The organism is Rahnella sp. BIGb0236 (assembly GCF_004364755.1).
Lineage (GTDB): Bacteria > Pseudomonadota > Gammaproteobacteria > Enterobacterales > Enterobacteriaceae > Rahnella > Rahnella victoriana.
The window spans coordinates 321,093-344,972 of sequence record NZ_SOAO01000002.1 but is presented as its reverse complement, the minus strand read 5'-3'; the positions used below and the strand labels follow the sequence as shown (position 1 = coordinate 344,972).

The following is a 23,880-nucleotide window of genomic DNA, read 5'->3' as shown; positions in this document are numbered from 1 at the left end:
GAGTCCCTATGCGTAAAGTATTAGTTACCGGTTTTGAGCCTTTTGGCGGCGAACGTGTCAATCCTTCATGGGAAGTGGTGAAACAACTGGGCGATCTGGAATTATCCGGTGCGCAGATTGTGGTCCGTCAGTTGCCGTGCGTATTTGGTAAAGCGATTGATGCGCTGAATGCGGCGATTGATGACGTGCTGCCGGAAATGGTGATTTGCGTCGGTCAGGCGGGCGGGCGATGTGATTTCAGCCTCGAACGTGTGGCGATTAACGTCGATGATGCCCGTATTGCAGACAACGACGGCCATCAGCCGGTAGACGAACCCATTGTCGCAGACGGTCCGGCGGCGTATTTTTCCACCCTGCCGCTCAAGACCATCGTCAGCGGATTGCGCGAGTCGGGTATTCCGGCTTCCGTGTCGCAGACCGCAGGCACCTACGTCTGTAATCATGTGATGTACGGCCTGATGCACCGTCTGGCGCAACCGGCCTGCAACGTGGTGAAGGGCGGTTTTATCCATATTCCTTATCTGCCGGAACAGGCTGCGCAACATCCCGGCGCGCCAAGTATGTCAGTACACACTGTCCTCAACGCCCTTGAGCTGACTATCGCCATCGCGCTGCACACGGAACAAGATTTGAAAATTGCAGAGGGTGCGACTCACTGATGCCAGAAGGTCCTGAAATCCGGCGCGCGGCTGATTTGCTGTCAGAAGCGGTGGTGAATAAGCCCCTGACGGAAGCCTGGTTTGCGTTTCCGTCGCTGCAACCCTATCAGTCTGCGTTGCGCGGAACCACCATCACCGCCATTGAAACACGCGGAAAAGCCCTGCTGACGCACTTCTCCAATGGCCTGACGTTGTACAGCCACAATCAGCTTTACGGTGTCTGGCGGGTACTGAATGCCGGTGAAGTGGCGAAAGAAACCAAACGGTCGCTGCGGGTGAAACTGCAAACCACCGACGCGGCGATCCTGCTTTACAGCGCGTCGGAGATTGGTATTTACGATACGGTGGATATCGAAAGGCATCCGTTCCTGCAACGCATCGGGCCGGATGTGCTGGATGAGCGTCTGACGGTCGCGCAGGTTCGTGAGCGGTTACTCTCGCCAAAATTCCGCAACCGTCAGTTAGGCGGAATGCTGCTGGATCAGGCGTTTCTGGCGGGTCTGGGTAATTATCTGCGGGCGGAAATTCTCTGGCTGGCGAAGCTGCTGCCGGAACATAAACCCAAAGAACTGAATGAAATGGAACTGGATTCGCTGGCGGATGCCTGTTTGTCGGTTGCGCGGTTATCCTATGCCACACGCGGCACGATGGATGAAAATGTGCATCACGGTGCGCTGTTTCGTTTTAAGGTGTTTGGCCGGACGGGCCTGCCGTGTGAACGTTGCGGTGATCCGATCATGAAAACCAGTGTGTCATCGCGACCGTTTTTCTGGTGCCCGGTGTGTCAGGTGTAGCGGATGAAAAGAAAAGGGCACCGAGTGCCCTTAAGAAAGGAGAGCAGGGTCAGAAATTGACTTTCACACCCAGATTGCTGCTGTAGCCTTCCATATCCGAATCGAAACCTTTCTGGTAGCGGATGTCGGTGTAAATCGTGGTGTTTTCACCAAGTTTACCCGCCAGACCTGCGCCACTCTGCCACCAGCTGTCGCTGAATTCGGCTTTCAGACGTCTGTCGGCGATTTGCACATCCGGTTCATTGCCGATCGTGGTGACGGCATCCAGCGTCAGGTAGGGCGTCCAGGTCGGATTATCCAGGAATAAACGCACACCGCCGCGCGCCTGCGCATTGCTGGTGGAGACGCCGGAAACATGGCTGATGCCATCGCTGAAATCGTCCAGATTCAGATACTGATAGATCACCTGCGCCTGCGGTTCAATTTTCAGATTTTCATGCAAGGTAAAAGGCTTGCCCGCTTCGACCGATAAAGCGATGCCATATCCGTCCTGATCCGCATCATGCGTGCTGTCATAGCTGTTTTTATACCAGCTGCCCATGCCCACCGCGTCAATGTAGCCGCCATCCTGCGCTTTCAGCGTGTAGTAACCGCCGAAGCTGTAGATGTCACTGTCTATACTGCCGGTTTGTACGGAATACAGCGGGTTGTTGCTGCGAAGGCTGTCTTGCGCGTCGGTATTCTGGCGTCCGAGTGTCACGAGAATACCGGCGCTGCGTTCGGTGTTTTCTGCGTCTTTATCCCACATCAGATCCATACCCAACTTCGCGAACCAGGTATCGGTGTCATAGCTGAAACGGCCTGCGTCATTTTCGGTGTGCGTGCCGACAATCCGGCCCCATGCGCCGTCTTTATGCAGCACATCGCCACCGGTACGCTGGTGATAAGTGCCGATGGCATCGAAGCCGTACTGCATGTTCAGCACCGGTGCGGCGATATACCCCGGCACTTCCTCGCGCCATGGCAGGTTGTCATCGGCTGGCGTCGGGGTTGGGTTCACATCCGGGTTGTCATCCGGAACATCGTCAGGGATATCGTCAGGGATATCGTCCGGAACATCGTCAGGGACATCGTCAGGATTATCGTCGGGATTGTCATCCGGTGTCGGGTCAGGGATAGGATCAGGATCGGGGATCGGTGTGGTGCAATCATAATTCGTGCAGGTGCTCAGGTACCAGTTTTCGCCCTCACCGGTGGTGATATCACCTTTACGCAGACCATAGTTGAAGGCGTTGGCTGAAACAGAATTACCCAGCGCGAAGGCATCCGTTCCCTGAATGTTGGTGCCTGCTACGGTGATCACTTCGATACCGTTGCCCAGCGTATAGTTACCGCTCCCGCCGGTGCTGGTGACATACAGGGTATTCTTTCCCGTCACGTCGCCCGTGACATGGATTTGGTCTGTCGGCGAGTTACTGTCATCCAGATAAGTATTGATGCGATAAACGCCGTCGCCGGTCATATCGCCGTTCACGGTGAGCTCAGAGTAATCATTACCGCTGTGAGTGAAGAGGGTAGTGCCGCCGGAGTTCATCTGCGAAATCGTAGAATCACCGGTCAGCGTCCACTGGCTGGTATCATCAATATTGACACTCTGGGTACTGCCCGTCACCCCTTCCCATTCCGAACCGCTGTTAAGATACACATCCACAACACTGCCGGTATCGGCAATGATTTCGCCTTCCATACGGGAACCACTGGCAGATAAATTCACCTGACTTTGCGTGGTGATGCCGGTGCTGGTACTGGTATAACTCCTGGCTTTCAGCAGCACGCCGTTTCCGCTTTGCACGGTTGATCCGTTATTCACATTTATCTGAGTATTTGCCCCCTCGGCGAGTATTCCCTCACTGGCCGCACTGCTGACAACGCTGTTATCCAGCGTCACGACGGCCTGATGGTCTGCATTAAAACCCTGCGCATAAATGCCATTTGCTAATGCACCGGTGGTCGATAACTCGCTGTTGCTGATGGTCATCTGGCTGTTGGCATAGGAACGGATAGCGGACGCACCTTCGCCGGTTGAATTCCCCTTAACCGCGTTGGCTTCAAGGGTAGAATCATTCATCGCAACCAGCAGATTACTGTTTCTTCCGCTGGTTGTAATCTCAGCACCATCAAGATCCATAATCCCTGTACGGGCAGCGACCACCGCGGCTGAACTGACGCCTGTTGTGATGATGTGCATATCTTTGCCGGTCAAGGTCACCGGTTGCGCATTGGGTGTATCTGATAATTCGCCAGAATCGACGTATAACGCATAGGAACTGTCGCCTGTTGTCGTGACGGTGACATGGTCTAACCCGGTATCTCCACGTGCATTTATTGCTTCGGAATTTGCGCCGTGTGTCGTCAGTTGCAGGTTACTTGCTGTTAACGTTGCGCTGGACGCCGCAATGTTAAATCCGCTGGTATTATTGCCATTTGCCTCATAAATGCCGCCGTCTAACCTGACCTTACTGTAGGCATTTGCATCGACGATGGAACTGTTGGTGCCTGTTAATTGAACGTTGCCATCAATGATGGTGACGTCAGCAATGACGGTATTTTTTCCCCCTAAGGCATAAATAGCACTTTGACTTTCGGGAGATCCCGCAGATTGCTGATTAATAGTGAGTCCGTTAATATAAGCAGATGCTTCTTCAACAGAGACTGCTCTTTTTCCGTCAACTAATAATTCAATATTTACATTGCTGATATTCGCACGAGCACCTGCGCGAATATCAATCCCTACCGCCTGAGTCGCGTCACTACTTATTCGAATATCATCACCGAGCAAGGTGGAATTGTTATCTGAAACATAAATAACGCTGCTGCCATTTTTCCCTGAACTAATATCTGCGTTATAAATTTCGGCGGAGCCGCCACTTTTTATGTTAAATGTCTTACTGGTATTTGTTGTGCTCACGTCAGCATAGTTAAGTATCAGCTTGCCCTGAGTAATAATATTGAAGGCATAGGCTTCGTTGCCGGTTGTAGATATGACTGTTTCATCAGTTAGGCCTTCTATTAAGAGTTCAGTTCCCTGACCAGTTATGGTGTATGCATGATCTCCCGCTTCGGAAGTCGAGTACTGAAAGTCACTGAAGGTTGACTGGCCACTTGAAAAAGTGATTGTTGCAAATGTTGCCGGGGCGGGCAATAAAAGACTTAATATAGCCGTAGATAATAATGTTTTTTTAAACGAATGCGAGCCGTTCCGATTTTCTTCCATGTCAGAATGTCCTGTGTTGAATAATGGCGTGTTTGTATTACCTGTTCCAGTTAATCGTTGTTTTTATCTAACGAGTTAATATGGAATCATAATAATGACTCATCGTTTTAATTACATGACAAATTTCTGGGGAGGATATATCACGAAATGTAAAGCGTCAATTAATGGCGTTAATATTTAGGATTATTAAGATGTCTAAATATACGATTAAGAATTCGCGGAGATAGTAAATAAAAAAAGGCCGATGAGTTATTCATCGGCCTTATATATTGCGGAGGACTTATTTTTTCAGCTGAGAATGGAAATCGCGTTTGTCGTAGCCGGTATACAGCTGACGAGGACGGGCGATTTTGATGCCTTCCTGATGCATTTCGCTCCAGTGTGCAATCCAGCCTACGGTACGGGCCATCGCGAAGATCACGGTGAACATGGAGGACGGAATGCCCATCGCTTTCAGGATGATGCCGGAGTAGAAATCGACGTTCGGGTACAGTTTCTTCTCGATGAAGTACGGGTCGTTGAGCGCAATGTGCTCAAGTTCCATCGCCACTTCCAGCAGGTTGTCTTTCAGATCCAGCTCTTTCAGCACTTCATGACAGGTTTCACGCATCACGGTGGCGCGCGGGTCATAGTTTTTATAAACACGGTGACCGAAGCCCATCAGGCGGAAGGAATCGTTTTTGTCTTTCGCGCGTTTCACGAATGCAGGGATGTGATCCACGCTGCTGATTTCTTCCAGCATTTTCAGCGCCGCTTCGTTGGCACCGCCGTGAGCCGGTCCCCACAGGGACGCAATGCCCGCAGCGATACAGGCGAACGGGTTCGCGCCGGAAGAACCGGCGGTACGCACGGTGGATGTTGACGCGTTTTGCTCGTGGTCAGCGTGCAGGATCAGGATACGATCCATGGCGCGTTCCAGAATCGGGTTCACTTTATATTCTTCACACGGCGTGGAGAACATCATGTGCAGGAAGTTACCGGCATAAGACAGGTCGTTGCGCGGATACACAAACGGCTGGCCGATAGAATATTTGTAACACATGGCGGCCACGGTCGGCATTTTGGACAGCAGACGGTAAGCGGCGATTTCACGGTGACGTTCATTTTCGACGTCGATGGAGTCGTGATAAAACGCGGCCAGTGCGCCGGTTACGCCACACAACACCGCCATCGGATGAGAGTCGCGACGGAAGCCGTGGAACAGACGGGTAATTTGCTCATGCACCATGGTATGGCGGGTGACATTGGTCTTGAATTCGTCAAACTGTTTCTGCGTCGGCACTTCGCCGTTCAGCAGCAGATAGCTCACTTCAAGGAACGTGGATTCTTGTGCCAGCTGGTCAATCGGGAAACCACGGTGCAACAGAATGCCTTCTTCACCGTCGATATAGGTGATTTTGGATTCGCAGGATGCAGTAGAGGTGAAACCGGGGTCATAGGTGAAAAGACCTTTAGAACCGAGGGTGCGGATATCCACTTCATCCTGGCCCAGCGTGCCGGACAGCACGTTTAGTTCAATCGGGTCGTGACCTTGTAGGGTAAGTGTCGCTTTCTTATCAGCCATTTACAGTCTCCTTAGCGCCTTATTTTTAAAAATCAGTAACAACAGAAATGCCTGGAAGCGACGCCTTGTAAGGTCATTATTATTGTCAGCCTTAGCTCTGCGATCGAATGGGAAGGGAACGTAGAGCTGAGTCGAAGTGCAGTCTCAGACTGCTCTGTGACAAACAAGCGGCGTTTCATCGTTGTTAACGATTCGGTAAATCATTACTGTTCTGTCGCTCAGTACCTGTGAAGAGTATGAGGATTTACACAATCACCACTTTTGCATAACTTGGGCCATCAGGGAAGACCCCGTATGTTGATTGTGTGATCCACTGATTCTTCAGAAACTTTCACCATTTTGGTGCGAGAGGGCATAGCCGGTATGTGCTCAGAATCACAGTCCTATAGGGATAGCTCATTTGTAATGGAAATGTTGATCAAATGTCAAACTCGATAATTTATTTTGTGTCTTTTATGGAAAGTGAGAGCTAACTCACTGTTTCGGAGAAATGTGAATAAAGCATTTGTAGGGCAATTGTAATAAGAATGTGATCAACCTATACTCCTACAAGGTCTCCGGGCAATCCGAAGTAGGAGCACCCAGCATCATTTTCTTCGCCCTTTACGTTACGGCTACGAAAATACGTTTATCGCGCCTTTTAAGCACACTGGATGTCGTCCTTTGAGCGCGAAAACTGATGAGCTTTTAGCTCAGCTTTCCAAAGTTATTGGTGTTGTGGGAAGACGGCAAGCAACCGAATCCCTATGAGCTGACATAGGTCAGTGATTAGGGTGAGCGCGCGCAGCCAACGCACCCACAGCGACAAGAACGAAGGAAAGGGTGCTGTCTGACATACTGCTCCGGGCCGGAGGAAGTAAAATAATAAGAGCTGTGTGGGCAAAACCGTGAAAAAACAAAGACCTGTCAATCTGGATCTGCAAACGATCCGGTTTCCTGTTACTGCGATAGCGTCCATCTTACACCGAGTCTCTGGCGTAATTACCTTCGTCGCCGTCGGTATCCTCCTCTGGCTGTTAGGCCTGTCTCTCTCTTCTCCTGAAGGGTTTGCACATGCTGCCGCCATCATGAATAGCTTCTTCGTCAAATTCATCTTTTGGGGAATACTCACTGCGCTGGCCTATCACGTTTGCGGTGGCATCCGCCATCTGCTGATGGATTTTGGCTATATCGAAGAGAGTTTGGCTGCCGGTACCCGTTCTGCCCAGGTGGCAATCGGTCTGACCGTCGTGCTGTCAATTCTGGCTGGAGTCCTCGTATGGTAAGCAACGTTTCTGCGTTAGGGCGCAATGGTGTGCACGACTGGCTGTTACTGCGTGCTTCCGCCATCATCCTCACCCTGTACATCCTCTATATTCTGGGCTTCGTGGTTCTGGCTCAGGAACTGACATTTGATGTCTGGCATGGCTTCTTCTCTTCCTCCATCACCAAAGTATTCACACTGCTGGCGCTGCTGTCGATTCTGATCCATGCGTGGATCGGCATGTGGCAGGTGTTAACGGACTATGTGAAACCGGTAGCTGTCCGGCTTGTGCTGCAACTGGCCATTGTCGTGACATTAGTGGTTTACCTACTTTACGGAACAATTGTTGTTTGGGGAGCGTAGTAAATGAATCTGCCAGTCAGAGAGTTTGATGCTGTCGTTATCGGTGCAGGTGGCGCCGGTATGCGTGCCGCATTACAAATTTCACAAATGGGGCTGTCTTGTGCCCTGATTTCTAAAGTCTTCCCGACCCGCTCCCATACGGTGTCAGCGCAGGGTGGTATCACCGTCGCGCTGGGTAACACCCATGAGGATGACTGGGAATGGCATATGTACGATACCGTAAAAGGTTCCGACTATATCGGTGACCAGGACGCCATTGAATATATGTGTAAAACCGGGCCGGAAGCGATTCTGGAACTCGAACACATGGGGCTGCCTTTCTCCCGTCTTGAAGACGGTCGTATCTATCAGCGTCCGTTTGGTGGCCAGTCGAAAAACTTCGGCGGCGAGCAGGCGGCACGAACTGCCGCAGCGGCTGACCGTACCGGTCACGCGTTACTGCACACGCTGTATCAGCAGAACCTGAAAAACGGCACCACGATTTTCTCCGAATGGTATTCACTGGATTTAGTGAAAAACCAGGACGGCGCGATCGTCGGTTGTACCGCTATCTGTATCGAAACCGGTGAAGTGGTGTACTTCAAAGCCAAAGCGACTGTGCTGGCGACCGGCGGTGCAGGGCGTATTTATCAGTCCACCACCAACGCCCACATTAATACCGGTGACGGTGTCGGCATGGCGCTGCGTGCAGGCGTGCCGGTGCAGGACATGGAAATGTGGCAGTTCCACCCGACCGGTATCGCCGGTGCAGGGGTACTGGTGACAGAAGGCTGCCGTGGTGAAGGCGGTTATCTGCTGAATAAAGACGGCGAACGTTTCATGGAACGTTATGCGCCGAATGCCAAAGACCTGGCGGGTCGTGACGTGGTGGCGCGTTCCATCATGATCGAAATCCGTGAAGGCCGTGGCTGCGAAGGTCCGTGGGGCCCGCACGCCAAACTCAAACTTGATCATCTGGGTAAAGACGTTCTGGAATCCCGCCTGCCGGGCATCCTTGAACTGTCGCGTACCTTCGCACACGTCGATCCGGTCAAAGAGCCAATCCCTGTTATCCCAACCTGCCACTACATGATGGGCGGTATTCCGACCAAAGTGACCGGTCAGGCGCTGCGTGTTAACGCACAGGGTCAGGATGAAGTGATCCCGGGTCTGTTCGCGGTCGGCGAAATCGCCTGCGTATCCGTTCATGGCGCTAACCGCCTTGGCGGTAACTCGCTGCTGGATCTGGTGGTGTTTGGCCGTGCAGCGGGTATGCATCTGCAGGAATCCATTACCGAGCAGGGCGAAAGCCGTGAAGCGTCTCAGGATGACATCGACGTGTCTCTGGAACGTCTGAACCGCTGGAACAACACCCGTTCAGGTGAAGATCCGGTGGCTATCCGTAAAGACCTGCAATCGTGCATGCAGAACAACTTCTCGGTCTTCCGTGAAGGTGATGCGATGGCGAAAGGTCTGGAAGAACTGAAAGTGATCCGCGAGCGTCTGAAATCTGCCCGTCTGGACGATACGTCATCAGAATTCAATACCCAGCGCGTTGAGTGTCTGGAGCTGGATAACCTGATGGAAACCGCGTTCTCTACCGCCGTCTCCGCAAACTACCGCACTGAAAGCCGTGGCGCACACAGCCGCTTCGACTTCCCTGAGCGTGATGATGCGAACTGGCTGTGCCACACGCTGTATCAGCCGGAAACAGAAAGCATGACCCGCCGTGAGGTGAACATGCAGCCTAAGCTTCGCGCGGCGTTCCCGCCGAAAGCGCGTACTTACTAGGGCGGAGCGGAGACAGATTATGAAAATTGAATTTTCGATTTATCGCTACAACCCGGACGTCGATGACGTGCCGTACATGAAAGATTATGTGCTGGAAGCCAAAGAAGGGCGCGACATGATGTTGCTCGACGCGCTGATTTTGCTGAAAGAACAGGATCCGACGCTGGCGTTCCGCCGCTCCTGCCGTGAAGGCGTTTGCGGGTCCGATGGCGTCAACATGAACGGTAAAAACGGTCTGGCCTGTATCACGCCAGTGTCGACACTGCGTAACGGCAGCAAGAAAATTGTTATCCGTCCGTTGCCCGGGTTACCGGTTGTCCGCGACCTTGTTGTGGACATGGGACAATTCTATAAGCAGTATGAGAAGATTAAGCCTTACCTGTTGAATGATGGGAAAAATCCTCCGGCGCGTGAACATTTACAGATGCCGGATGACCGTGAAAAGCTGGACGGATTGTACGAATGTATTCTCTGCGCCTGCTGCTCAACATCCTGTCCTTCGTTCTGGTGGAATCCGGACAAATTTGTCGGTCCGGCAGGCCTTCTGGCCGCTTACCGCTTCCTGATCGACAGCCGCGATACCGAAACACAATCGCGTCTTGACGATCTGAACGATGCTTTCAGCGTATTCCGCTGCCACAGCATCATGAACTGTGTGAGTGTATGTCCGAAGGGACTGAACCCGACCAAGGCTATCGGCCATATCAAATCGATGCTGCTACAACGCGGTGCCTGATTGATAAGCCACGCACAGCGGGAACTCAGGTTCCCGCTGTTATTTCGTTACCACCGGTTTTGCGCTTTCTTTAGTTACAAATGTGGTAACTGAGGCAGTGATAGCAAATAATTAAATTTTTAATAACAAAGTAGCAACAAGTGCAACAAAGTTGCGCCTGACTGGAGTAAGATAGCCGGGTCAAAATCAGGGAGATAAACACACCCCGGAAAGGCAGCAGAAACACGCAGGGTAACTTCAAAAATCAGTCACGCATCTGGCGGATTTCTGAAGGTTCCTTGAAGAGCCAACCGCTCAACCAACGAACTGTTTTAGTATGGAAAACCGTTTTACCGCGGTGTATCACGGTCAATATTATTAACCACGGCGAAAACTAAAGCTTCAAAGCTTAAGGGATCACGATGCAGAACGGCGCAATGAAGGCCTGGCTGGATTCCTCCTATCTGGCGGGTGCAAACCAGTCTTACATAGAGCAACTCTATGAAGACTACTTAACCGATCCTGGTTCCGTTGACGATAGCTGGCGTTCGATTTTTAAACAGCTACCAACAGTGGGTGTGAAACCAGAGCAACTCCATTCTCAAACACGAGACTACTTCCGCCGTCTGGCGAAAGACGCGTCACGTTATAATTCCTCCATCAGCGATCCGGAAACGGATGCCAAGCAAGTTAAGGTGTTGCAGTTAATCAACGCCTTCCGCTTCCGTGGTCATCAGAACGCGAACCTTGATCCCCTCGGCCTGTGGAAACTGGACGATGTGCCTGATCTGGATCCGGCGTTCCATCATCTGACCGAAGCTGATTTCCAGGAAACCTTCAATGTCGGTTCATTTGCCATTGGCAAGGAAACCATGCAGCTCGGCGAGCTGTATAAAGCCCTGAAGCAAACCTATTGCGGTTCCATTGGTGCGGAATACATGCACATCACCAACACCGAAGAGAAACGCTGGATCCAACAGCGTATCGAATCCGTGGCCGGTCGTGCGAACTTCACCAATGATGAGAAGAAAACGTTCCTGAAAGAACTGACCGCAGCCGAAGGTCTGGAGCGTTATCTGGGCGCGAAATTCCCGGGCGCCAAACGCTTCTCGCTGGAAGGTGGCGATGCGCTGGTGCCGATGCTGAAAGACATGATCCGTCATGCCGGCAAAAACGGTACGCGCGAAGTGGTGCTGGGTATGGCGCACCGTGGCCGTCTGAACGTGCTGATCAACGTGCTGGGCAAAAAGCCTCAGGATCTGTTCGACGAATTCTCCGGCAAGCATAAAGAACATCTCGGAACCGGTGACGTGAAATACCACATGGGCTATTCGTCTGATGTGGAAACCGAAGGCGGGATGGTTCACCTGGCGCTGGCGTTTAACCCGTCGCACCTGGAAATCGTCAGCCCGGTGGTGATCGGTTCTGTGCGTGCCCGTCGTGATCGTCTGGACGAAGCGCGCAGCAACATGGTTCTGCCTATCACCATTCACGGTGATGCGGCGATTACCGGTCAGGGTGTGGTGCAGGAAACCCTGAACATGTCGCTGGCACGCGGTTATGAAGTGGGCGGTACCGTGCGTATCGTCATCAATAACCAGGTAGGTTTTACTACCTCGAATCCGAAAGATGCGCGTTCCACCGATTACTGTACCGATATTGCGAAAATGGTGCAGGCACCGATTTTCCACGTCAATGCCGATGACCCTGAAGCGGTGGCTTTCGTGACCCGCCTGGCATTGGATTTCCGTAACACCTTTAAACGTGACGTCATGATCGATCTGGTTTGCTATCGTCGCCACGGCCATAACGAGGCCGACGAACCAAGCGCAACCCAGCCACTGATGTATACCAAGATCAAGAAACACCCGACGCCACGCAAAATCTACGCTGATGTCCTGACTGAGCAGAACGTTGCCAGCCTCGAAGATGCCACGGAAATGGTCAACCTGTACCGCGATGCGCTGGATGCCGGTGAATGCGTGGTGGAAGAGTGGCGTCAGAATGACATGCACACTTTCACCTGGTCACCGTATCTGAATCATGAGTGGGACGAGCCTTACCCGAACAAGGTCGAGCTGAAACGTCTGCAGGAACTGGCGCGTCGCGTCAGCCATGTGCCGGATGCGATCGAAATGCAGTCACGCGTTGCCAAGATTTATGGCGACCGTAACGAGATGGCCGAAGGGAACAAGAAATTCGACTGGGGCGGCGCAGAAAATCTGGCGTACGCCACGCTGGTAGACGAAGGGATTCCGATCCGTCTGTCCGGTGAAGATACCGGTCGCGGCACCTTCTTCCACCGCCATGCCGTGATCCACAACCAGAAAAACGGTTCCGTGTACGTGCCGCTGGCCAATATTCATAACAGTCAGGGCGAATTCAACGTCTGGGATTCCGTGCTTTCCGAAGAAGCGGTGCTGGCCTTTGAATACGGTTATGCCACGGCTGAACCGCGCACCCTGACCATCTGGGAAGCGCAGTTCGGTGACTTCGCCAACGGTGCGCAGGTGGTGATCGACCAGTTCATCAGTTCCGGCGAACAGAAATGGGGCCGCATGTGTGGTCTGGTGATGTTGCTGCCGCACGGCTACGAAGGGCAGGGGCCGGAGCACTCCTCCGCGCGTCTGGAACGTTATCTGCAACTTTGCGCTGAGCAAAACATGCAGGTGTGTATCCCGTCTACTCCGGCGCAGGTTTATCACATGATCCGTCGTCAGGCACTGCGCGGTATGCGCCGTCCGCTGATCGTGATGTCACCGAAGTCACTGTTGCGTCATCCTCTGGCGGTTTCTACGCTGGAAGAACTGGCCGACGGCAGCTTCCTGCCCGCGATTGGTGAAGTTGACGAGCTGGATCCGAAACAGGTTAAGCGCGTGGTGATGTGCTCCGGTAAGGTTTACTACGACCTGCTGGAACAACGTCGCAAAAACGAGCAAACCGATGTGGCGATTGTCCGCATCGAGCAGCTGTACCCGTTCCCGCACAAAGCGATTCAGGAAGTGCTTGAGAAATTCTCACACGTTCATGATTTCGTCTGGTGTCAGGAAGAGCCGCTGAACCAGGGCGCGTGGTATTGCAGCCAGCACAATTTCCGTGAAGTGATTCCTTTCGGGGCTTCTTTACGTTACGCAGGACGTCCGGCCTCTGCTTCCCCGGCAGTGGGTTACATGTCCGTTCACCAGAAGCAACAGCAAGATCTGGTTAACGATGCGCTGAACGTTAAATAACGCGTTGGCGTGAGTTAACACTATGGAACATAAGAAGGATTTATAATGAGTAGCGTAGATATTCTGGTCCCTGACCTTCCTGAATCCGTTGCGGATGCGACGGTTGCCACCTGGCACAAAAAACCGGGCGACAGTGTTGAGCGTGACGATGTACTGGTAGAAATTGAAACCGATAAAGTGGTTCTGGAAGTCCCGGCAAGTGAAGCCGGTATTCTGGACAGCATTATCGAAGACGAAGGTGCGACGGTCATTTCCCGTCAGATCCTGGCGCGTATCCGTCCGGGTAACAGCACCGGTAAGCCAAGCACTGAGAAAAGCTCCGATAAAGAAGCGACTCCTGCGGCACGCCACACAGCAGCACTGGAAGAAGAGAGCAATGACGCCCTCAGCCCGGCTATCCGCCGTCTGATTGCTGAACATTCTCTCGATGCCAGCGCGATCAAAGGCAGCGGTGTCGGCGGTCGTCTGACCCGTGAAGATATCGAACAGCACCTGGCGAAAGCCAAAGACGCGAAACCGGCCGCCGCGCCAGCCGCCGCTCCGGCCGCGACCAGCGCTGCACCGGCTCTGGGTTCACGCAGTGAAAAACGCGTACCGATGACCCGTCTGCGTAAACGTGTTGCTGAGCGTCTGCTTGAAGCGAAAAACAGCACTGCGATGCTGACCACCTTCAACGAAATCAACATGAAGCCCATCATGGATCTGCGTAAGCAGTACGGTGATGGTTTCGAAAAACGTCACGGCGTGCGTCTGGGCTTCATGTCTTTCTATCTGAAAGCCGTGGTTGAAGCGCTGAAACGCTACCCGGAAGTGAATGCTTCTATCGATGGCGATGATGTGGTTTACCACAACTACTTTGATGTCAGCATCGCGGTGTCTACGCCACGCGGTCTGGTGACCCCGGTTCTGCGTGATGTGGATACGCTGGGCATGGCGGATATCGAGAAGCAAATCAAAGAGCTGGCGATCAAAGGCCGTGACGGCAAACTGAAAGTGGAAGAACTGACCGGCGGTAACTTTACCGTGACCAACGGCGGCGTCTTCGGCTCCCTGATGTCCACCCCGATCATCAACCCACCACAGAGTGCGATCCTGGGCATGCATGCCATTAAAGATCGCCCGATGGCGGTGAATGGCCAGGTTGTGATCCTGCCAATGATGTATCTGGCGCTCTCTTACGATCACCGTCTGGTGGATGGCCGCGAGTCCGTCGGCTTCCTGGTGACCATTAAAGAGATGCTGGAAGATCCGGCTCGTCTGCTGCTGGACGTTTAGTCCCGGCACAGCGAAAGATGAGAGATCGAAAAATCTGCGGCACAGTTCTCGCTGTGCCCTGACAAGCCTTCCTACTTACCGAATAAGAATGGATAGAACATCATGAATTTACACGAGTATCAGGCGAAACAGCTTTTCCTGCGCTACGGCCTGCCAGCACCAACAGGCTTCGCCTGTTCCACCCCGCGTGAAGCGGAAGAGGCTGCATCGAAAATCGGTGCCGGTCCGTGGGTGGTGAAATGTCAGGTTCATGCCGGTGGCCGCGGTAAAGCGGGTGGCGTGAAAGTGGTGAAAAGCAAAGAAGAGATCCGCGCTTTTGCTGAGCACTGGCTGGGCAAACGTCTGGTGACTTACCAGACAGACGCCGGTGGCCAGCCGGTTAACCAGATCCTGGTTGAATCCGCGACTGACATTGATAAAGAACTGTATCTCGGCGCGGTCGTTGATCGCAGCTCCCGCCGCGTGGTGTTCATGGCATCTACAGAAGGCGGCGTGGAAATTGAGAAAGTGGCAGAAGAAACGCCACACCTGATCCACAAAGTGGCACTGGATCCGCTGGCAGGCCCGCAGCCGTATCAGGGTCGCGAACTGGCTTTCAAACTGGGTCTGACCGGTAAGCAGGTTCAGCAGTTCACTAAGATCTTCATGGGTCTGGCGAACATCTTCCTTGAGCGCGATCTGGCGCTGATCGAAATCAACCCGCTGGTAGTGACTACCGCTGGTGACCTGATCTGCCTCGACGGCAAACTGGGTGCGGACGGCAACGCCTTGTTCCGTCAGCCAGAATTGCGTGAAATGCGCGATTACAGCCAGGAAGATGCCCGTGAGTCTCAGGCAGCGCAGTGGGAACTGAACTACGTTGCCCTCGACGGTAACATCGGTTGCATGGTGAACGGTGCCGGTCTGGCAATGGGTACCATGGACATCGTGAAACTGCACGGTGGCGAACCGGCTAACTTCCTGGATGTTGGCGGTGGCGCAACCAAAGAACGTGTGACCGAAGCCTTCAAAATCATCCTGTCTGATGAAAAAGTGAAAGCCGTCTTCGTCAACATCTTCGGCGGTATCGTACGTTGCGATCTGATCGCCGACGGTATCATCGGTGCGGTGGAAGAAGTGGGCGTCAGCGTGCCGGTTGTGGTGCGTCTTGAAGGTAACAATGCTGAGCTGGGTGCCAAAAAACTGGCAGACAGCGGTTTGAACATCATTGCAGCGACCAGCCTGACGAATGCGGCTCAACAAGTTGTCGCGGCAGTGGAGGGGAAATAATGTCGATTTTAATCAACAAGAACACCAAAGTTATCTGCCAGGGTTTCACCGGTAGCCAGGGGACTTTCCACTCCGAACAAGCCATTGCTTACGGTACCAAAATGGTCGGCGGCGTCACGCCGGGCAAAGGCGGCACTGAACATCTGGGTCTGCCAGTGTTCAATACCGTACGTGAAGCGGTTGAAACCACCGGCGCTACCGCGTCTGTGATTTATGTTCCGGCTCCGTTCTGTAAAGATTCCATTCTGGAAGCGCTGGATGCAGGCATCAAACTGATCATCTGTATCACTGAAGGCATCCCGACGCTGGATATGCTGGTGGTTAAAGTGAAACTGGATCAAAGCGATGCGGTGATGATCGGGCCAAACTGTCCGGGCGTGATCACCCCGGGCGAATGCAAAATCGGCATCATGCCGGGTCACATTCATCTGCCGGGCAAAGTGGGTATCGTTTCCCGTTCCGGTACGCTGACCTATGAAGCCGTTAAGCAGACCACCGACTACGGCTACGGCCAGTCTACCTGCGTCGGTATCGGCGGCGACCCGATCCCGGGCTCTAACTTCATCGATATCCTGAAACTGTTCCAGGAAGATCCACAGACTGAAGTGATCGTGATGATCGGTGAAATCGGCGGTAACGCGGAAGAAGAAGCGGCGGCCTACATCAAAGCCCATGTGACCAAACCGGTTGTGGGTTATATCGCGGGTGTGACTGCGCCAAAAGGCAAACGTATGGGCCACGCAGGCGCCATCATTGCCGGTGGTAAAGGTACCGCTGACGATAAATTCGCTGCGCTGGAAGCGGCGGGTGTGAAAACCGTTCGCAGCCTGGCCGATATCGGCGAAGCCGTGAAATCATTGCTTCCGCAATAAGTTTTACCCTCCCGCACCGGCGAAATTCGGTGCGGGTGAAGACTGTTTATAAAAGAAAAAGATTCGACATGTTGGCCACCTTCGGGTGGCCTTTTTTATTTTAAGCTAAATATTTAACATTCGCTGAATTGAGCTATATTTATTAACACAGCACGATAGGTTCATTGGAAATAAAAGGTTAATAATTGGGTTTTAGAAGGTAGCAAATTGGATATTAGTGACAACTATAAAAACACAATTAATTAACAATAAGGCCACCATTAAAGCTCAGTGAAACCAACGGTTAACATCCTGAAATATTTTTTCAGAAATTGATGTGGATATTATAGAAATAAACAAGGAGATAGGCTTAAATTGCGGCAGATCAATTACAGGCTTTTTTGCTGTTTTGGTCTTAAATTGACCTGTACACGGAAATCCGCTTTGGGTCACTAAAAAACCTATTTAATGTGTGGGATTACTGGCGTAACATATTGGTCCTGTAACATCCGTTTTTTGTATGTTTACTTTTCCCCGTGATTTTGCCCGTTCATCAGCCTGTTACAGGCCCGCTGCTCGCGCTTTTTCCGGGCTCAGAATGTCTGGTCGACGGCTTTACGCAAACTGAACGCTGACATTTCTGTTCTACACACATTTGAATACTGGTAGTCATGAGGCGTTCCGGCAACCGGTTCGTCAAAGATCGCAATTTGGGGTCTTCCTCCGAGGAGCAAGGGGTCAAGATGTTTGATATCGTTGAACTGTCGCGTTTACAGTTTGCTTTAACAGCCATGTACCATTTCCTATTTGTCCCATTAACGCTGGGTATGGCGTTTTTACTGGCAATTATGGAAACGGTTTATGTGCTTTCCGGCAAACAAATCTATAAAGATATGACCAAATTCTGGGGCAAACTCTTCGCAATTAACTTTGCGCTGGGTGTTGCTACCGGTTTAACCATGGAATTCCAGTTCGGGACTAACTGGTCATATTTCTCACATTACGTGGGAGACATCTTCGGTGCGCCGCTGGCGATCGAAGGTTTGATGGCGTTCTTCCTGGAATCCACGTTAGTCGGTCTGTTCTTCTTTGGCTGGGACCGCCTGTCTAAAGTTCAGCACATGACGGTGACCTGGTTTGTGGCCCTTGGCTCAAACCTGTCAGCATTGTGGATCCTGGTGGCGAACGGCTGGATGCAAAACCCGATTGCATCGACCTTCAACTACGAAACCATGCGTATGGAAATGGTCAGCTTCTCCGAGCTGGTTCTGAACCCGGTTGCGCAGGTTAAATTCGTTCACACCGTAGCGTCCGGTTATGTGACTGGCGCGATGTTCATTCTGGCTATCAGCTCTTACTACCTGCTCAAAGGTCGTGACGTTGGCTTTGCCAAGCGTTCATTTGCTATCGCAGCAAGCTTTGGTCTGGCTGCGGTGCTCTCCGTTATCGTTCTGGGTGATGAATCCGGTTACGAAATGGGTGACGTGCAGAAAACCAAACTGGCTGCCATCGAAGCCGAGTGGGATACCCAACCGGCGCCTGCCAGCTTCACGCTGTTCGGCATGCCAAATCAGGACAAAATGGAAAATGAATACTCGATTCAAATTCCTTACCTGCTGGGTCTGATTGCGACCCGTTCTGTGGATACGCCGGTGACCGGTCTGAAAGACCTGATGGCGCAACACGAAGTCCGTATCCGTAACGGTATGAAAGCCTACACCCTGCTGGAAGAACTGCGTTCGGGCAACACTGACCCGAAAGTCCGCAGTGATTTCGAAAACAGCAAACAGGATCTGGGCTACGGTATGTTGCTTAAACGCTATACCGACAACCCGGCGGGTGCGACTGACGCACAGATTCAGAAAGCCACCAAAGATTCTATCCCGCGCGTTCTGCCGCTGTACTTCGCCTTCCGTATCATGGTGGCCTGCGGCATCCTGATGTTCGTTCTGATCGCGTTGTCCTTCTACACCGTGCTGCGCGGCAAGATTGGTCAGAAACGCTGGCTGCACCGTGCGGTATTCATCGGCCTGCCATTGCCGTGGATTGCTGTCGAAGCGGGCTGGTTCGTGGCCGAATATGGTCGTCAGCCCTGGGCGATTGGTGAAGTGTTACCGACTGCGGTTGCGCACTCTTCACTGACAGTGGGTGATGTACTGTCGTCGATGATCCTCATCTGCGGCCTGTATACCCTGTTCCTGGTCGCTGAAATGTTCCTGATGTTCAAATATGCGCGCCTGGGGCCAAGCAGCCTGAAAACGGGTCGTTATCATTATGAACAAACTTCAGCGCCACTTGAGCAAGCTCGGTAATAGGGAGTCCACTTATGTTTGATTATGAAGTTTTACGGTTCATCTGGTGGGTGCTGATTGGCGTGCTGTTTATCGGCTTCGCGGTCACCGATGGATTTGATATGGGCGTGGGCATTCTGGTGCGCATTATCGGGAAAACCGATACTGACCGCCGTGTGATGATCAACGCCATCGCCCCGCACTGGGACGGTAACCAGGTCTGGCTGATCACCGCCGGTGGCGCCTTGTTCGCTGCCTGGCCGATGGTTTACGCGGCGGCATTCTCTGGCTTCTATGCCGCGATGGTGCTGGTGCTGTGCGCCTTGTTCTTCCGTCCGTTGGGCTTTGACTACCGTTCTAAACTGGAAAGCGCGCGCTGGCGTGGCATGTGGGACTGGGGCATTTTCATCGGTAGCTTCGTACCGGCTCTGGTCTTCGGTGTGGCCTTCGGTAACCTGCTGCTGGGTGTACCGTTCCATATCGACGGTGACCTGCGTCTGTTCTACACCGGCAACCTGTTTGGCCTGCTGAACCCGTACGGCATTCTGGCCGGTCTGGTCAGCCTGACCATGCTGATTACTCAGGGCGCGACCTATCTGCAAATGCGTACTGTGGGTGAACTGCACCTGCGTACCCGCACCGCGTCGCAGATTTCTGCGCTGGTGATGATGGTGTGCTTCCTGCTGGCAGGTATCTGGTTAGTGAAAGGGATTGATGGTTTCACCGTGACCTCCGTGATGGATCACGCTGGCCCGTCTAACCCGCTGCGCAAAACGGTGTCTCATGAAGCCGGTGCATGGCTGGCTAACTACAATAAGATGCCGGGTCTGTGGGCAATCCCTGCACTGGGCGTGATCCTGCCGCTGCTGACCATTCTGTTCTCACGCATGAATAAAGCGGCACTGGCGTTTATCAGTAACTCACTGACTATCGCCTGTGTGATCCTGACGGCTGGTATCACAATGTTCCCGTTCGTGATGCCTTCCATCACTGAACCGAATGCCAGCCTCACCATGTGGGATGCGACATCCACACTGCTGACGCTGAGAGTGATGACCGTTGTAGCCTGCATCTTTGTGCCAATCATCCTGATTTACACCTCATGGGCGTATTACAAGATGTTCGGGCGCCTCGATAAACACTACATCGAGAACAACAAGCATTCGTTGTATTAAGGAGAACACCATGTGGTATTTTGCCTGGATCCTCGGCACCTTACTGGCTTGCTCATTCGGTATCATTACCGCGCTGGCGTTTGAACACAGCGAAGCCAATAAAGCGGCGAAAGAAGAGAAGTAATAATGAGTGTGATCGCGGATAAACTTTACGCCATCACAGACAAGGGCCCCTTGCGGGCCCTTTCCCTTGTGATGTCACTGGTCATGGCGGGCTGCGTGTTCTGGAAACCGGGCATGTTTGCTTCATCGACCAGTCAGCTGGAAGTCTGGCATGGGATCATTCTGATTTGGGCCGTCTGCAGCGGCGTGATCCACGGTCTCGGATTTCGCCCACAGCGCACAATCTGGAAGGCATTCTTTTCACCTTTGCTTGCAATGATTGCGCTGGCTGCGGGTCTTCTGTACTTTTTTAGCTGAATAAAGACACAGATTTACAGTAATTTTCTTATGGGCCGCTGCGGCCCATAATTATTTTCATTCCAGCAATGCTACCCATTCCCAACCCCAATTCTCTTGCGTATAGTAGTGCCGTCAAATTGCATTACGGGATGTACAGTGAGTAATTCGTTGTTCCGATGGCCGGTTCGTGTCTACTACGAAGACACAGACGCGGGAGGCGTGGTCTACCATGCCCGATACGTCGCCTTTTTTGAAAGGGCTCGCACAGAGATGTTGCGCCAACGCAATTTTCACCAGCAGCAGTTGCTGGGAGAACATGTCGCTTTTGCTGTCCGCCGCATGACGGTCGAATACTTTGCACCAGCTCGCTTAGATGACCTGCTGGATGTTCAGAGTGAGATTACGTCCATTCGCGGAGCTTCTCTTACTTTTGCACAACGAATTCTTGATTCGCATGGAAACCTTCTGAGTTCTGCAGAAGTGTTGATCGCATGCATTGATCCACACCAAATGAAGCCCCGAGCGCTTCCTAAGTCTATTGTCGCGGAGTTTAAGCAGTGACTGACATGAACATTCTTGATTTATTTTTGAAGGCCAGCATCCTGGTCAAGCTGATTATGCTTGTCCTGGTGTGCTTCTCTATCGCGTCCTGGGCGATCATCATTCAACGCACGAAGGTGCTGAATGCCGCCACCCGCGAGGCAGAAGCGTTCGAAGATAAATTCTGGTCCGGTATTGAGCTTTCCCGTCTGTATCAGGAAAGCCAGGGCCGCCGCGAAACCCTGAGCGGGGCAGAGCAAATTTTCCATTCCGGTTTTAAAGAGTTTGCCCGTCTTCATCGTGCTAACAGCCATGCGCCTGAAGCCGTGATTGAAGGGTCTTCGCGTGCGATGCGTATCTCTTTTAACCGTGAACTCGAATCACTGGAAACACACATTCCGTTCCTTGGCACTGTCGGCTCTATCAGCCCGTATATCGGTCTGTTCGGGACAGTCTGGGGGATCATGCACGCCTTTATCGGTTTAGGTTCTGTGAAACAGGCAACGCTGCAAATGGTTGCTCCGGGTATCGCAGAAGCACTGATCGCCACCGCGATCGGTCTGTTTGCCGCAATCCCTGCTGTTATGGCGTACAACCGCCTGAATCAGCGTGTGAACAAGCTTGAGCAAAACTACGATAACTTCATGGAAGAATTCACGGCTATCCTGCACCGTCAGGCTTTCTCTCGCGAAACCAGCAGTAACTAAAGGGGGAGAGTATGGCTCGTTCACGAGGTCGTCGTAACCGTCGCGAAGGTAAGTCTGAGATCAACATCGTTCCGCTGCTGGACGTATTGCTGGTTCTGTTACTGATTTTTATGGCAACAGCACCCATTATTACCCAGAGTGTGGAAGTCGATCTGCCTGACGCAACGGATTCTAAAACGGTATCCAGCGATGATAACCCGCCAGTGATTGTTGAAGTGTCTGGCGTCGGTCAATACACCATTGTGGTGGATCATCAGCGTATGGAACAGCTGCCTGAACAGCAGGTTATCGCAGAAGCGACCAGCCGTATTCAGGCCAATCCGAAGACGGTATTCCTGATCGGCGGCGCGAAAGATGTGCCTTATGATGAAATCATTAAGGCGCTGAACATGCTGCATCAGGCTGGCGTGAAGTCGGTCGGATTGATGACACAACCTATCTGAGGATAGGTAATTTGTAACACTTATTTGAAACCCGGCATTTTCTGGCTTGCTAAAAGAGTACTACAGGGCTGCAGGAAACCGGGTTTTTAGTAATCCTGTCTTGGGAAATCTATTTTGGTAAAGGCAACTGCAACTGAACAAAACGATAAGCTCAAACGCGCCGTTATTGTTTCGGTCGTTCTGCATATCATCATTATAGCCCTGTTGATTTGGGGATCGCTGGACGAAGATACCAGCATGAGTGGCGGCGGTGGCGGTAGCGATATCTCTGCCGTAATGGTTGATCCCAGTGCGGTGGTCGATCAGTACAACCGTCAGCAACAGCAACAGGCTGATTCCCAACGTGCTGCCGCAGCGCGTCAGAAAAAATCAGAGCAACAGGCTGAAGAGTTGCAACAGAAACAGGCCGCAGAACAGCAGCGCCTGAAAGAACTTGAGAAAGAGCGTCTGCAAGCGCAGGAAGATGCGAAGCAGCAGGCTCAGGAACAGGCCCAGCAGCAGAAACAAGCTGAACAGGCTGCCGAACAGGCGAAAGAACAGCAGAAACAGGCCGAAGCTGCCGCGGCGCAGGCCAGGGCGGAAGCGGCAAAAGCAGCGGCCCAGGCCAAGGCGGATGCGGCAAAAGAAGCTGCAAAAGCGCAGGCTGATGCACAGAAAAAAGCCGCTGCGGATGCTAAAAAACAAGCCGAGGCTGAAGCGGCTGCCGCTGCGGCCGCAGCGAAGAAACAAGCAGAAGCTGACGCTAAGAAAGAAGCGGCAGCAGAAGCTAAAAAGCAGGCTGCTGCTGACGCGAAGGCTCAGGCCGCCGCTGACGCGAAGGCCCAGGCTGATGCCGATGCGAAAGCCGCCGCTGATGCGAAAGCTGCCGCTGCTGCTGAGAAGAAAGCCGAAGCTGCTGCTGCCGCGAAGAAAGCCGCTGCCGATAAAAAGGCTGCCGCCGCTGCGGCTGCCAAGGAAGCGGCGGATGCGAACAATTTATTTGATGGCCTGGCCGACTCCAAAAATGCGCCGAAAGGCTCAACAGGTGGAGGCGCTTCTGCTCCGTCAGGGAAGGGGACTCAGAAAAAGGCGGGCGCATCCGGTGCTGATATTGCGAACTATGGTAGCCAGATTCAGGCTGCCATCGAGAGCAGATTCTATGACGCGTCATCTTATGCAGGTAAAACCTGTTCGTTGCGCATTAAAATGAACCCTGACGGCTCATTAATCAGTGCGTCGGCTGAAGGTGGGGATTCTGCACTTTGTCAGGCTGCGCTTGCCGCCGCCCGACAGGCGAAGTTCCCGAAACCGCCTTCTGAAGCAGTCTATGAAGTGTTTAAAAATGCTCCGATAGATTTCAAACCTCAATAAAAGATGAAAATGATAACTTTTCAGA

At 52.5% G+C, this 23,880-nt stretch carries 20 protein-coding genes; 18 read left to right on the top strand and 2 right to left on the bottom strand.

Annotated elements, in window-relative coordinates:
• Positions 1 to 8 precede the first annotated feature (8 nt).
• Together pcp and nei are read left to right on the top strand one after the other, a co-directional pair.
• Positions 9 to 659, top strand: coding sequence for a pyroglutamyl-peptidase I (gene pcp, locus EDF78_RS05100; RefSeq protein WP_119826608.1), 651 nt, complete (start codon positions 9 to 11; stop codon positions 657 to 659).
• On the top strand, positions 659 to 1,453 hold the full coding sequence (gene nei / locus EDF78_RS05095; protein ID WP_133822683.1) for an endonuclease VIII: 795 nt from the start codon (positions 659 to 661) through the stop codon (positions 1,451 to 1,453). Before pcp ends, nei begins: the two co-directional genes overlap by 1 nt.
• Positions 1,454 to 1,502: 49 nt before the next feature.
• On the opposite strand, the gene EDF78_RS05090 is transcribed toward nei, so the two are convergent.
• Positions 1,503 to 4,361: an autotransporter outer membrane beta-barrel domain-containing protein gene (locus EDF78_RS05090; RefSeq protein ID WP_243839418.1), complete on the bottom strand. Its 2,859-nt coding sequence runs from the start codon at positions 4,359 to 4,361 to the stop codon at positions 1,503 to 1,505.
• Between the two features lie 586 nt (positions 4,362 to 4,947).
• On the bottom strand, positions 4,948 to 6,231 hold the full coding sequence (locus tag EDF78_RS05085) for a citrate synthase (RefSeq protein ID WP_095921201.1): 1,284 nt from the start codon (positions 6,229 to 6,231) through the stop codon (positions 4,948 to 4,950).
• A gap of 875 nt (positions 6,232 to 7,106) precedes the next feature.
• Between EDF78_RS05085 and sdhC the strand changes: the two genes are divergently transcribed.
• From sdhC to tolA, 16 genes are all read left to right on the top strand, one after another.
• Entirely contained in the window at positions 7,107 to 7,496 is a 390-nt protein-coding gene (sdhC, locus tag EDF78_RS05080; protein ID WP_015698116.1) for a succinate dehydrogenase cytochrome b556 subunit, read from the top strand.
• The gene (sdhD, locus tag EDF78_RS05075; RefSeq protein ID WP_095921202.1) at positions 7,490 to 7,837 is read left to right on the top strand and encodes a succinate dehydrogenase membrane anchor subunit; all 348 of its coding nucleotides are present in this window, start codon (positions 7,490 to 7,492) and stop codon (positions 7,835 to 7,837) included. The genes sdhC and sdhD overlap by 7 nt, the downstream gene beginning before the upstream one ends.
• Before the next feature lie 3 nt (positions 7,838 to 7,840).
• Positions 7,841 to 9,607 (top strand): succinate dehydrogenase flavoprotein subunit, encoded by a 1,767-nt coding sequence (gene sdhA, locus EDF78_RS05070; protein WP_131692630.1) that lies wholly within the window; start codon positions 7,841 to 7,843, stop codon positions 9,605 to 9,607.
• A 19-nt stretch (positions 9,608 to 9,626) separates the two neighbouring features.
• Positions 9,627 to 10,343: a succinate dehydrogenase iron-sulfur subunit gene (locus EDF78_RS05065; protein WP_013576440.1), complete on the top strand. Its 717-nt coding sequence runs from the start codon at positions 9,627 to 9,629 to the stop codon at positions 10,341 to 10,343.
• 401 nt (positions 10,344 to 10,744) lie between these two features.
• Positions 10,745 to 13,552 carry a 2-oxoglutarate dehydrogenase E1 component gene (gene sucA / locus EDF78_RS05060; protein WP_095921204.1) on the top strand — a complete coding sequence of 936 codons (2,808 nt, stop codon included), beginning with the start codon at positions 10,745 to 10,747 and terminating at the stop codon, positions 13,550 to 13,552.
• Positions 13,553 to 13,597: 45 nt separating this feature from the next.
• Positions 13,598 to 14,827 (top strand): 2-oxoglutarate dehydrogenase complex dihydrolipoyllysine-residue succinyltransferase, encoded by a 1,230-nt coding sequence (odhB, locus tag EDF78_RS05055; RefSeq protein WP_095921205.1) that lies wholly within the window; start codon positions 13,598 to 13,600, stop codon positions 14,825 to 14,827.
• Positions 14,828 to 14,929: 102 nt separating this feature from the next.
• On the top strand, positions 14,930 to 16,096 hold the full coding sequence (gene sucC, locus EDF78_RS05050) for an ADP-forming succinate--CoA ligase subunit beta (RefSeq protein ID WP_095921206.1): 1,167 nt from the start codon (positions 14,930 to 14,932) through the stop codon (positions 16,094 to 16,096).
• Positions 16,096 to 16,968 (top strand): succinate--CoA ligase subunit alpha, encoded by an 873-nt coding sequence (gene sucD, locus EDF78_RS05045; protein WP_095921207.1) that lies wholly within the window; start codon positions 16,096 to 16,098, stop codon positions 16,966 to 16,968. The genes sucC and sucD overlap by 1 nt, the downstream gene beginning before the upstream one ends.
• Positions 16,969 to 17,690: 722 nt before the next feature.
• Complete coding sequence (gene cydA / locus EDF78_RS05040) at positions 17,691 to 19,259, top strand: cytochrome ubiquinol oxidase subunit I (RefSeq protein WP_119826602.1); 1,569 nt, start codon at positions 17,691 to 17,693, stop codon at positions 19,257 to 19,259.
• A gap of 14 nt (positions 19,260 to 19,273) precedes the next feature.
• Complete coding sequence (gene cydB, locus EDF78_RS05035; protein WP_095921209.1) at positions 19,274 to 20,413, top strand: cytochrome d ubiquinol oxidase subunit II; 1,140 nt, start codon at positions 19,274 to 19,276, stop codon at positions 20,411 to 20,413.
• Between the two features lie 10 nt (positions 20,414 to 20,423).
• Positions 20,424 to 20,537, top strand: a complete 114-nt coding sequence (gene cydX, locus EDF78_RS05030; RefSeq protein WP_013576433.1) for a cytochrome bd-I oxidase subunit CydX — start codon at positions 20,424 to 20,426, stop codon at positions 20,535 to 20,537.
• A gap of 2 nt (positions 20,538 to 20,539) precedes the next feature.
• Complete coding sequence (ybgE, locus tag EDF78_RS05025; RefSeq protein ID WP_095921210.1) at positions 20,540 to 20,833, top strand: cyd operon protein YbgE; 294 nt, start codon at positions 20,540 to 20,542, stop codon at positions 20,831 to 20,833.
• Between the two features lie 138 nt (positions 20,834 to 20,971).
• On the top strand, positions 20,972 to 21,376 hold the full coding sequence (ybgC, locus tag EDF78_RS05020; protein ID WP_095921211.1) for a tol-pal system-associated acyl-CoA thioesterase: 405 nt from the start codon (positions 20,972 to 20,974) through the stop codon (positions 21,374 to 21,376).
• The gene (gene tolQ, locus EDF78_RS05015) at positions 21,373 to 22,062 is read left to right on the top strand and encodes a Tol-Pal system protein TolQ (RefSeq protein WP_013576430.1); all 690 of its coding nucleotides are present in this window, start codon (positions 21,373 to 21,375) and stop codon (positions 22,060 to 22,062) included. Before ybgC ends, tolQ begins: the two co-directional genes overlap by 4 nt.
• An 11-nt stretch (positions 22,063 to 22,073) precedes the next feature.
• Positions 22,074 to 22,505, top strand: coding sequence for a colicin uptake protein TolR (gene tolR / locus EDF78_RS05010; protein ID WP_013576429.1), 432 nt, complete (start codon positions 22,074 to 22,076; stop codon positions 22,503 to 22,505).
• A gap of 114 nt (positions 22,506 to 22,619) precedes the next feature.
• On the top strand, positions 22,620 to 23,855 hold the full coding sequence (tolA, locus tag EDF78_RS05005; protein WP_133822681.1) for a cell envelope integrity protein TolA: 1,236 nt from the start codon (positions 22,620 to 22,622) through the stop codon (positions 23,853 to 23,855).
• Positions 23,856 to 23,880: the final 25 nt, after the last annotated feature.

Coding starts and splice junctions, on each gene's coding strand:
- cydA (WP_119826602.1), top strand. CDS start 17,691: ATGTTTGATATCGTTGAACTGTCGCGTTTACAGTTTGCTTTAACAGCC.
- EDF78_RS05085 (WP_095921201.1), bottom strand. CDS start 6,231: ATGGCTGATAAGAAAGCGACACTTACCCTACAAGGTCACGACCCGATT.
- sdhA (WP_131692630.1), top strand. CDS start 7,841: ATGAATCTGCCAGTCAGAGAGTTTGATGCTGTCGTTATCGGTGCAGGT.
- cydB (WP_095921209.1), top strand. CDS start 19,274: ATGTTTGATTATGAAGTTTTACGGTTCATCTGGTGGGTGCTGATTGGC.
- nei (WP_133822683.1), top strand. CDS start 659: ATGCCAGAAGGTCCTGAAATCCGGCGCGCGGCTGATTTGCTGTCAGAA.
- sdhD (WP_095921202.1), top strand. CDS start 7,490: ATGGTAAGCAACGTTTCTGCGTTAGGGCGCAATGGTGTGCACGACTGG.
- ybgE (WP_095921210.1), top strand. CDS start 20,540: ATGAGTGTGATCGCGGATAAACTTTACGCCATCACAGACAAGGGCCCC.
- tolR (WP_013576429.1), top strand. CDS start 22,074: ATGGCTCGTTCACGAGGTCGTCGTAACCGTCGCGAAGGTAAGTCTGAG.
- sucC (WP_095921206.1), top strand. CDS start 14,930: ATGAATTTACACGAGTATCAGGCGAAACAGCTTTTCCTGCGCTACGGC.
- cydX (WP_013576433.1), top strand. CDS start 20,424: ATGTGGTATTTTGCCTGGATCCTCGGCACCTTACTGGCTTGCTCATTC.
- pcp (WP_119826608.1), top strand. CDS start 9: ATGCGTAAAGTATTAGTTACCGGTTTTGAGCCTTTTGGCGGCGAACGT.
- sucA (WP_095921204.1), top strand. CDS start 10,745: ATGCAGAACGGCGCAATGAAGGCCTGGCTGGATTCCTCCTATCTGGCG.
- sucD (WP_095921207.1), top strand. CDS start 16,096: ATGTCGATTTTAATCAACAAGAACACCAAAGTTATCTGCCAGGGTTTC.
- EDF78_RS05065 (WP_013576440.1), top strand. CDS start 9,627: ATGAAAATTGAATTTTCGATTTATCGCTACAACCCGGACGTCGATGAC.
- odhB (WP_095921205.1), top strand. CDS start 13,598: ATGAGTAGCGTAGATATTCTGGTCCCTGACCTTCCTGAATCCGTTGCG.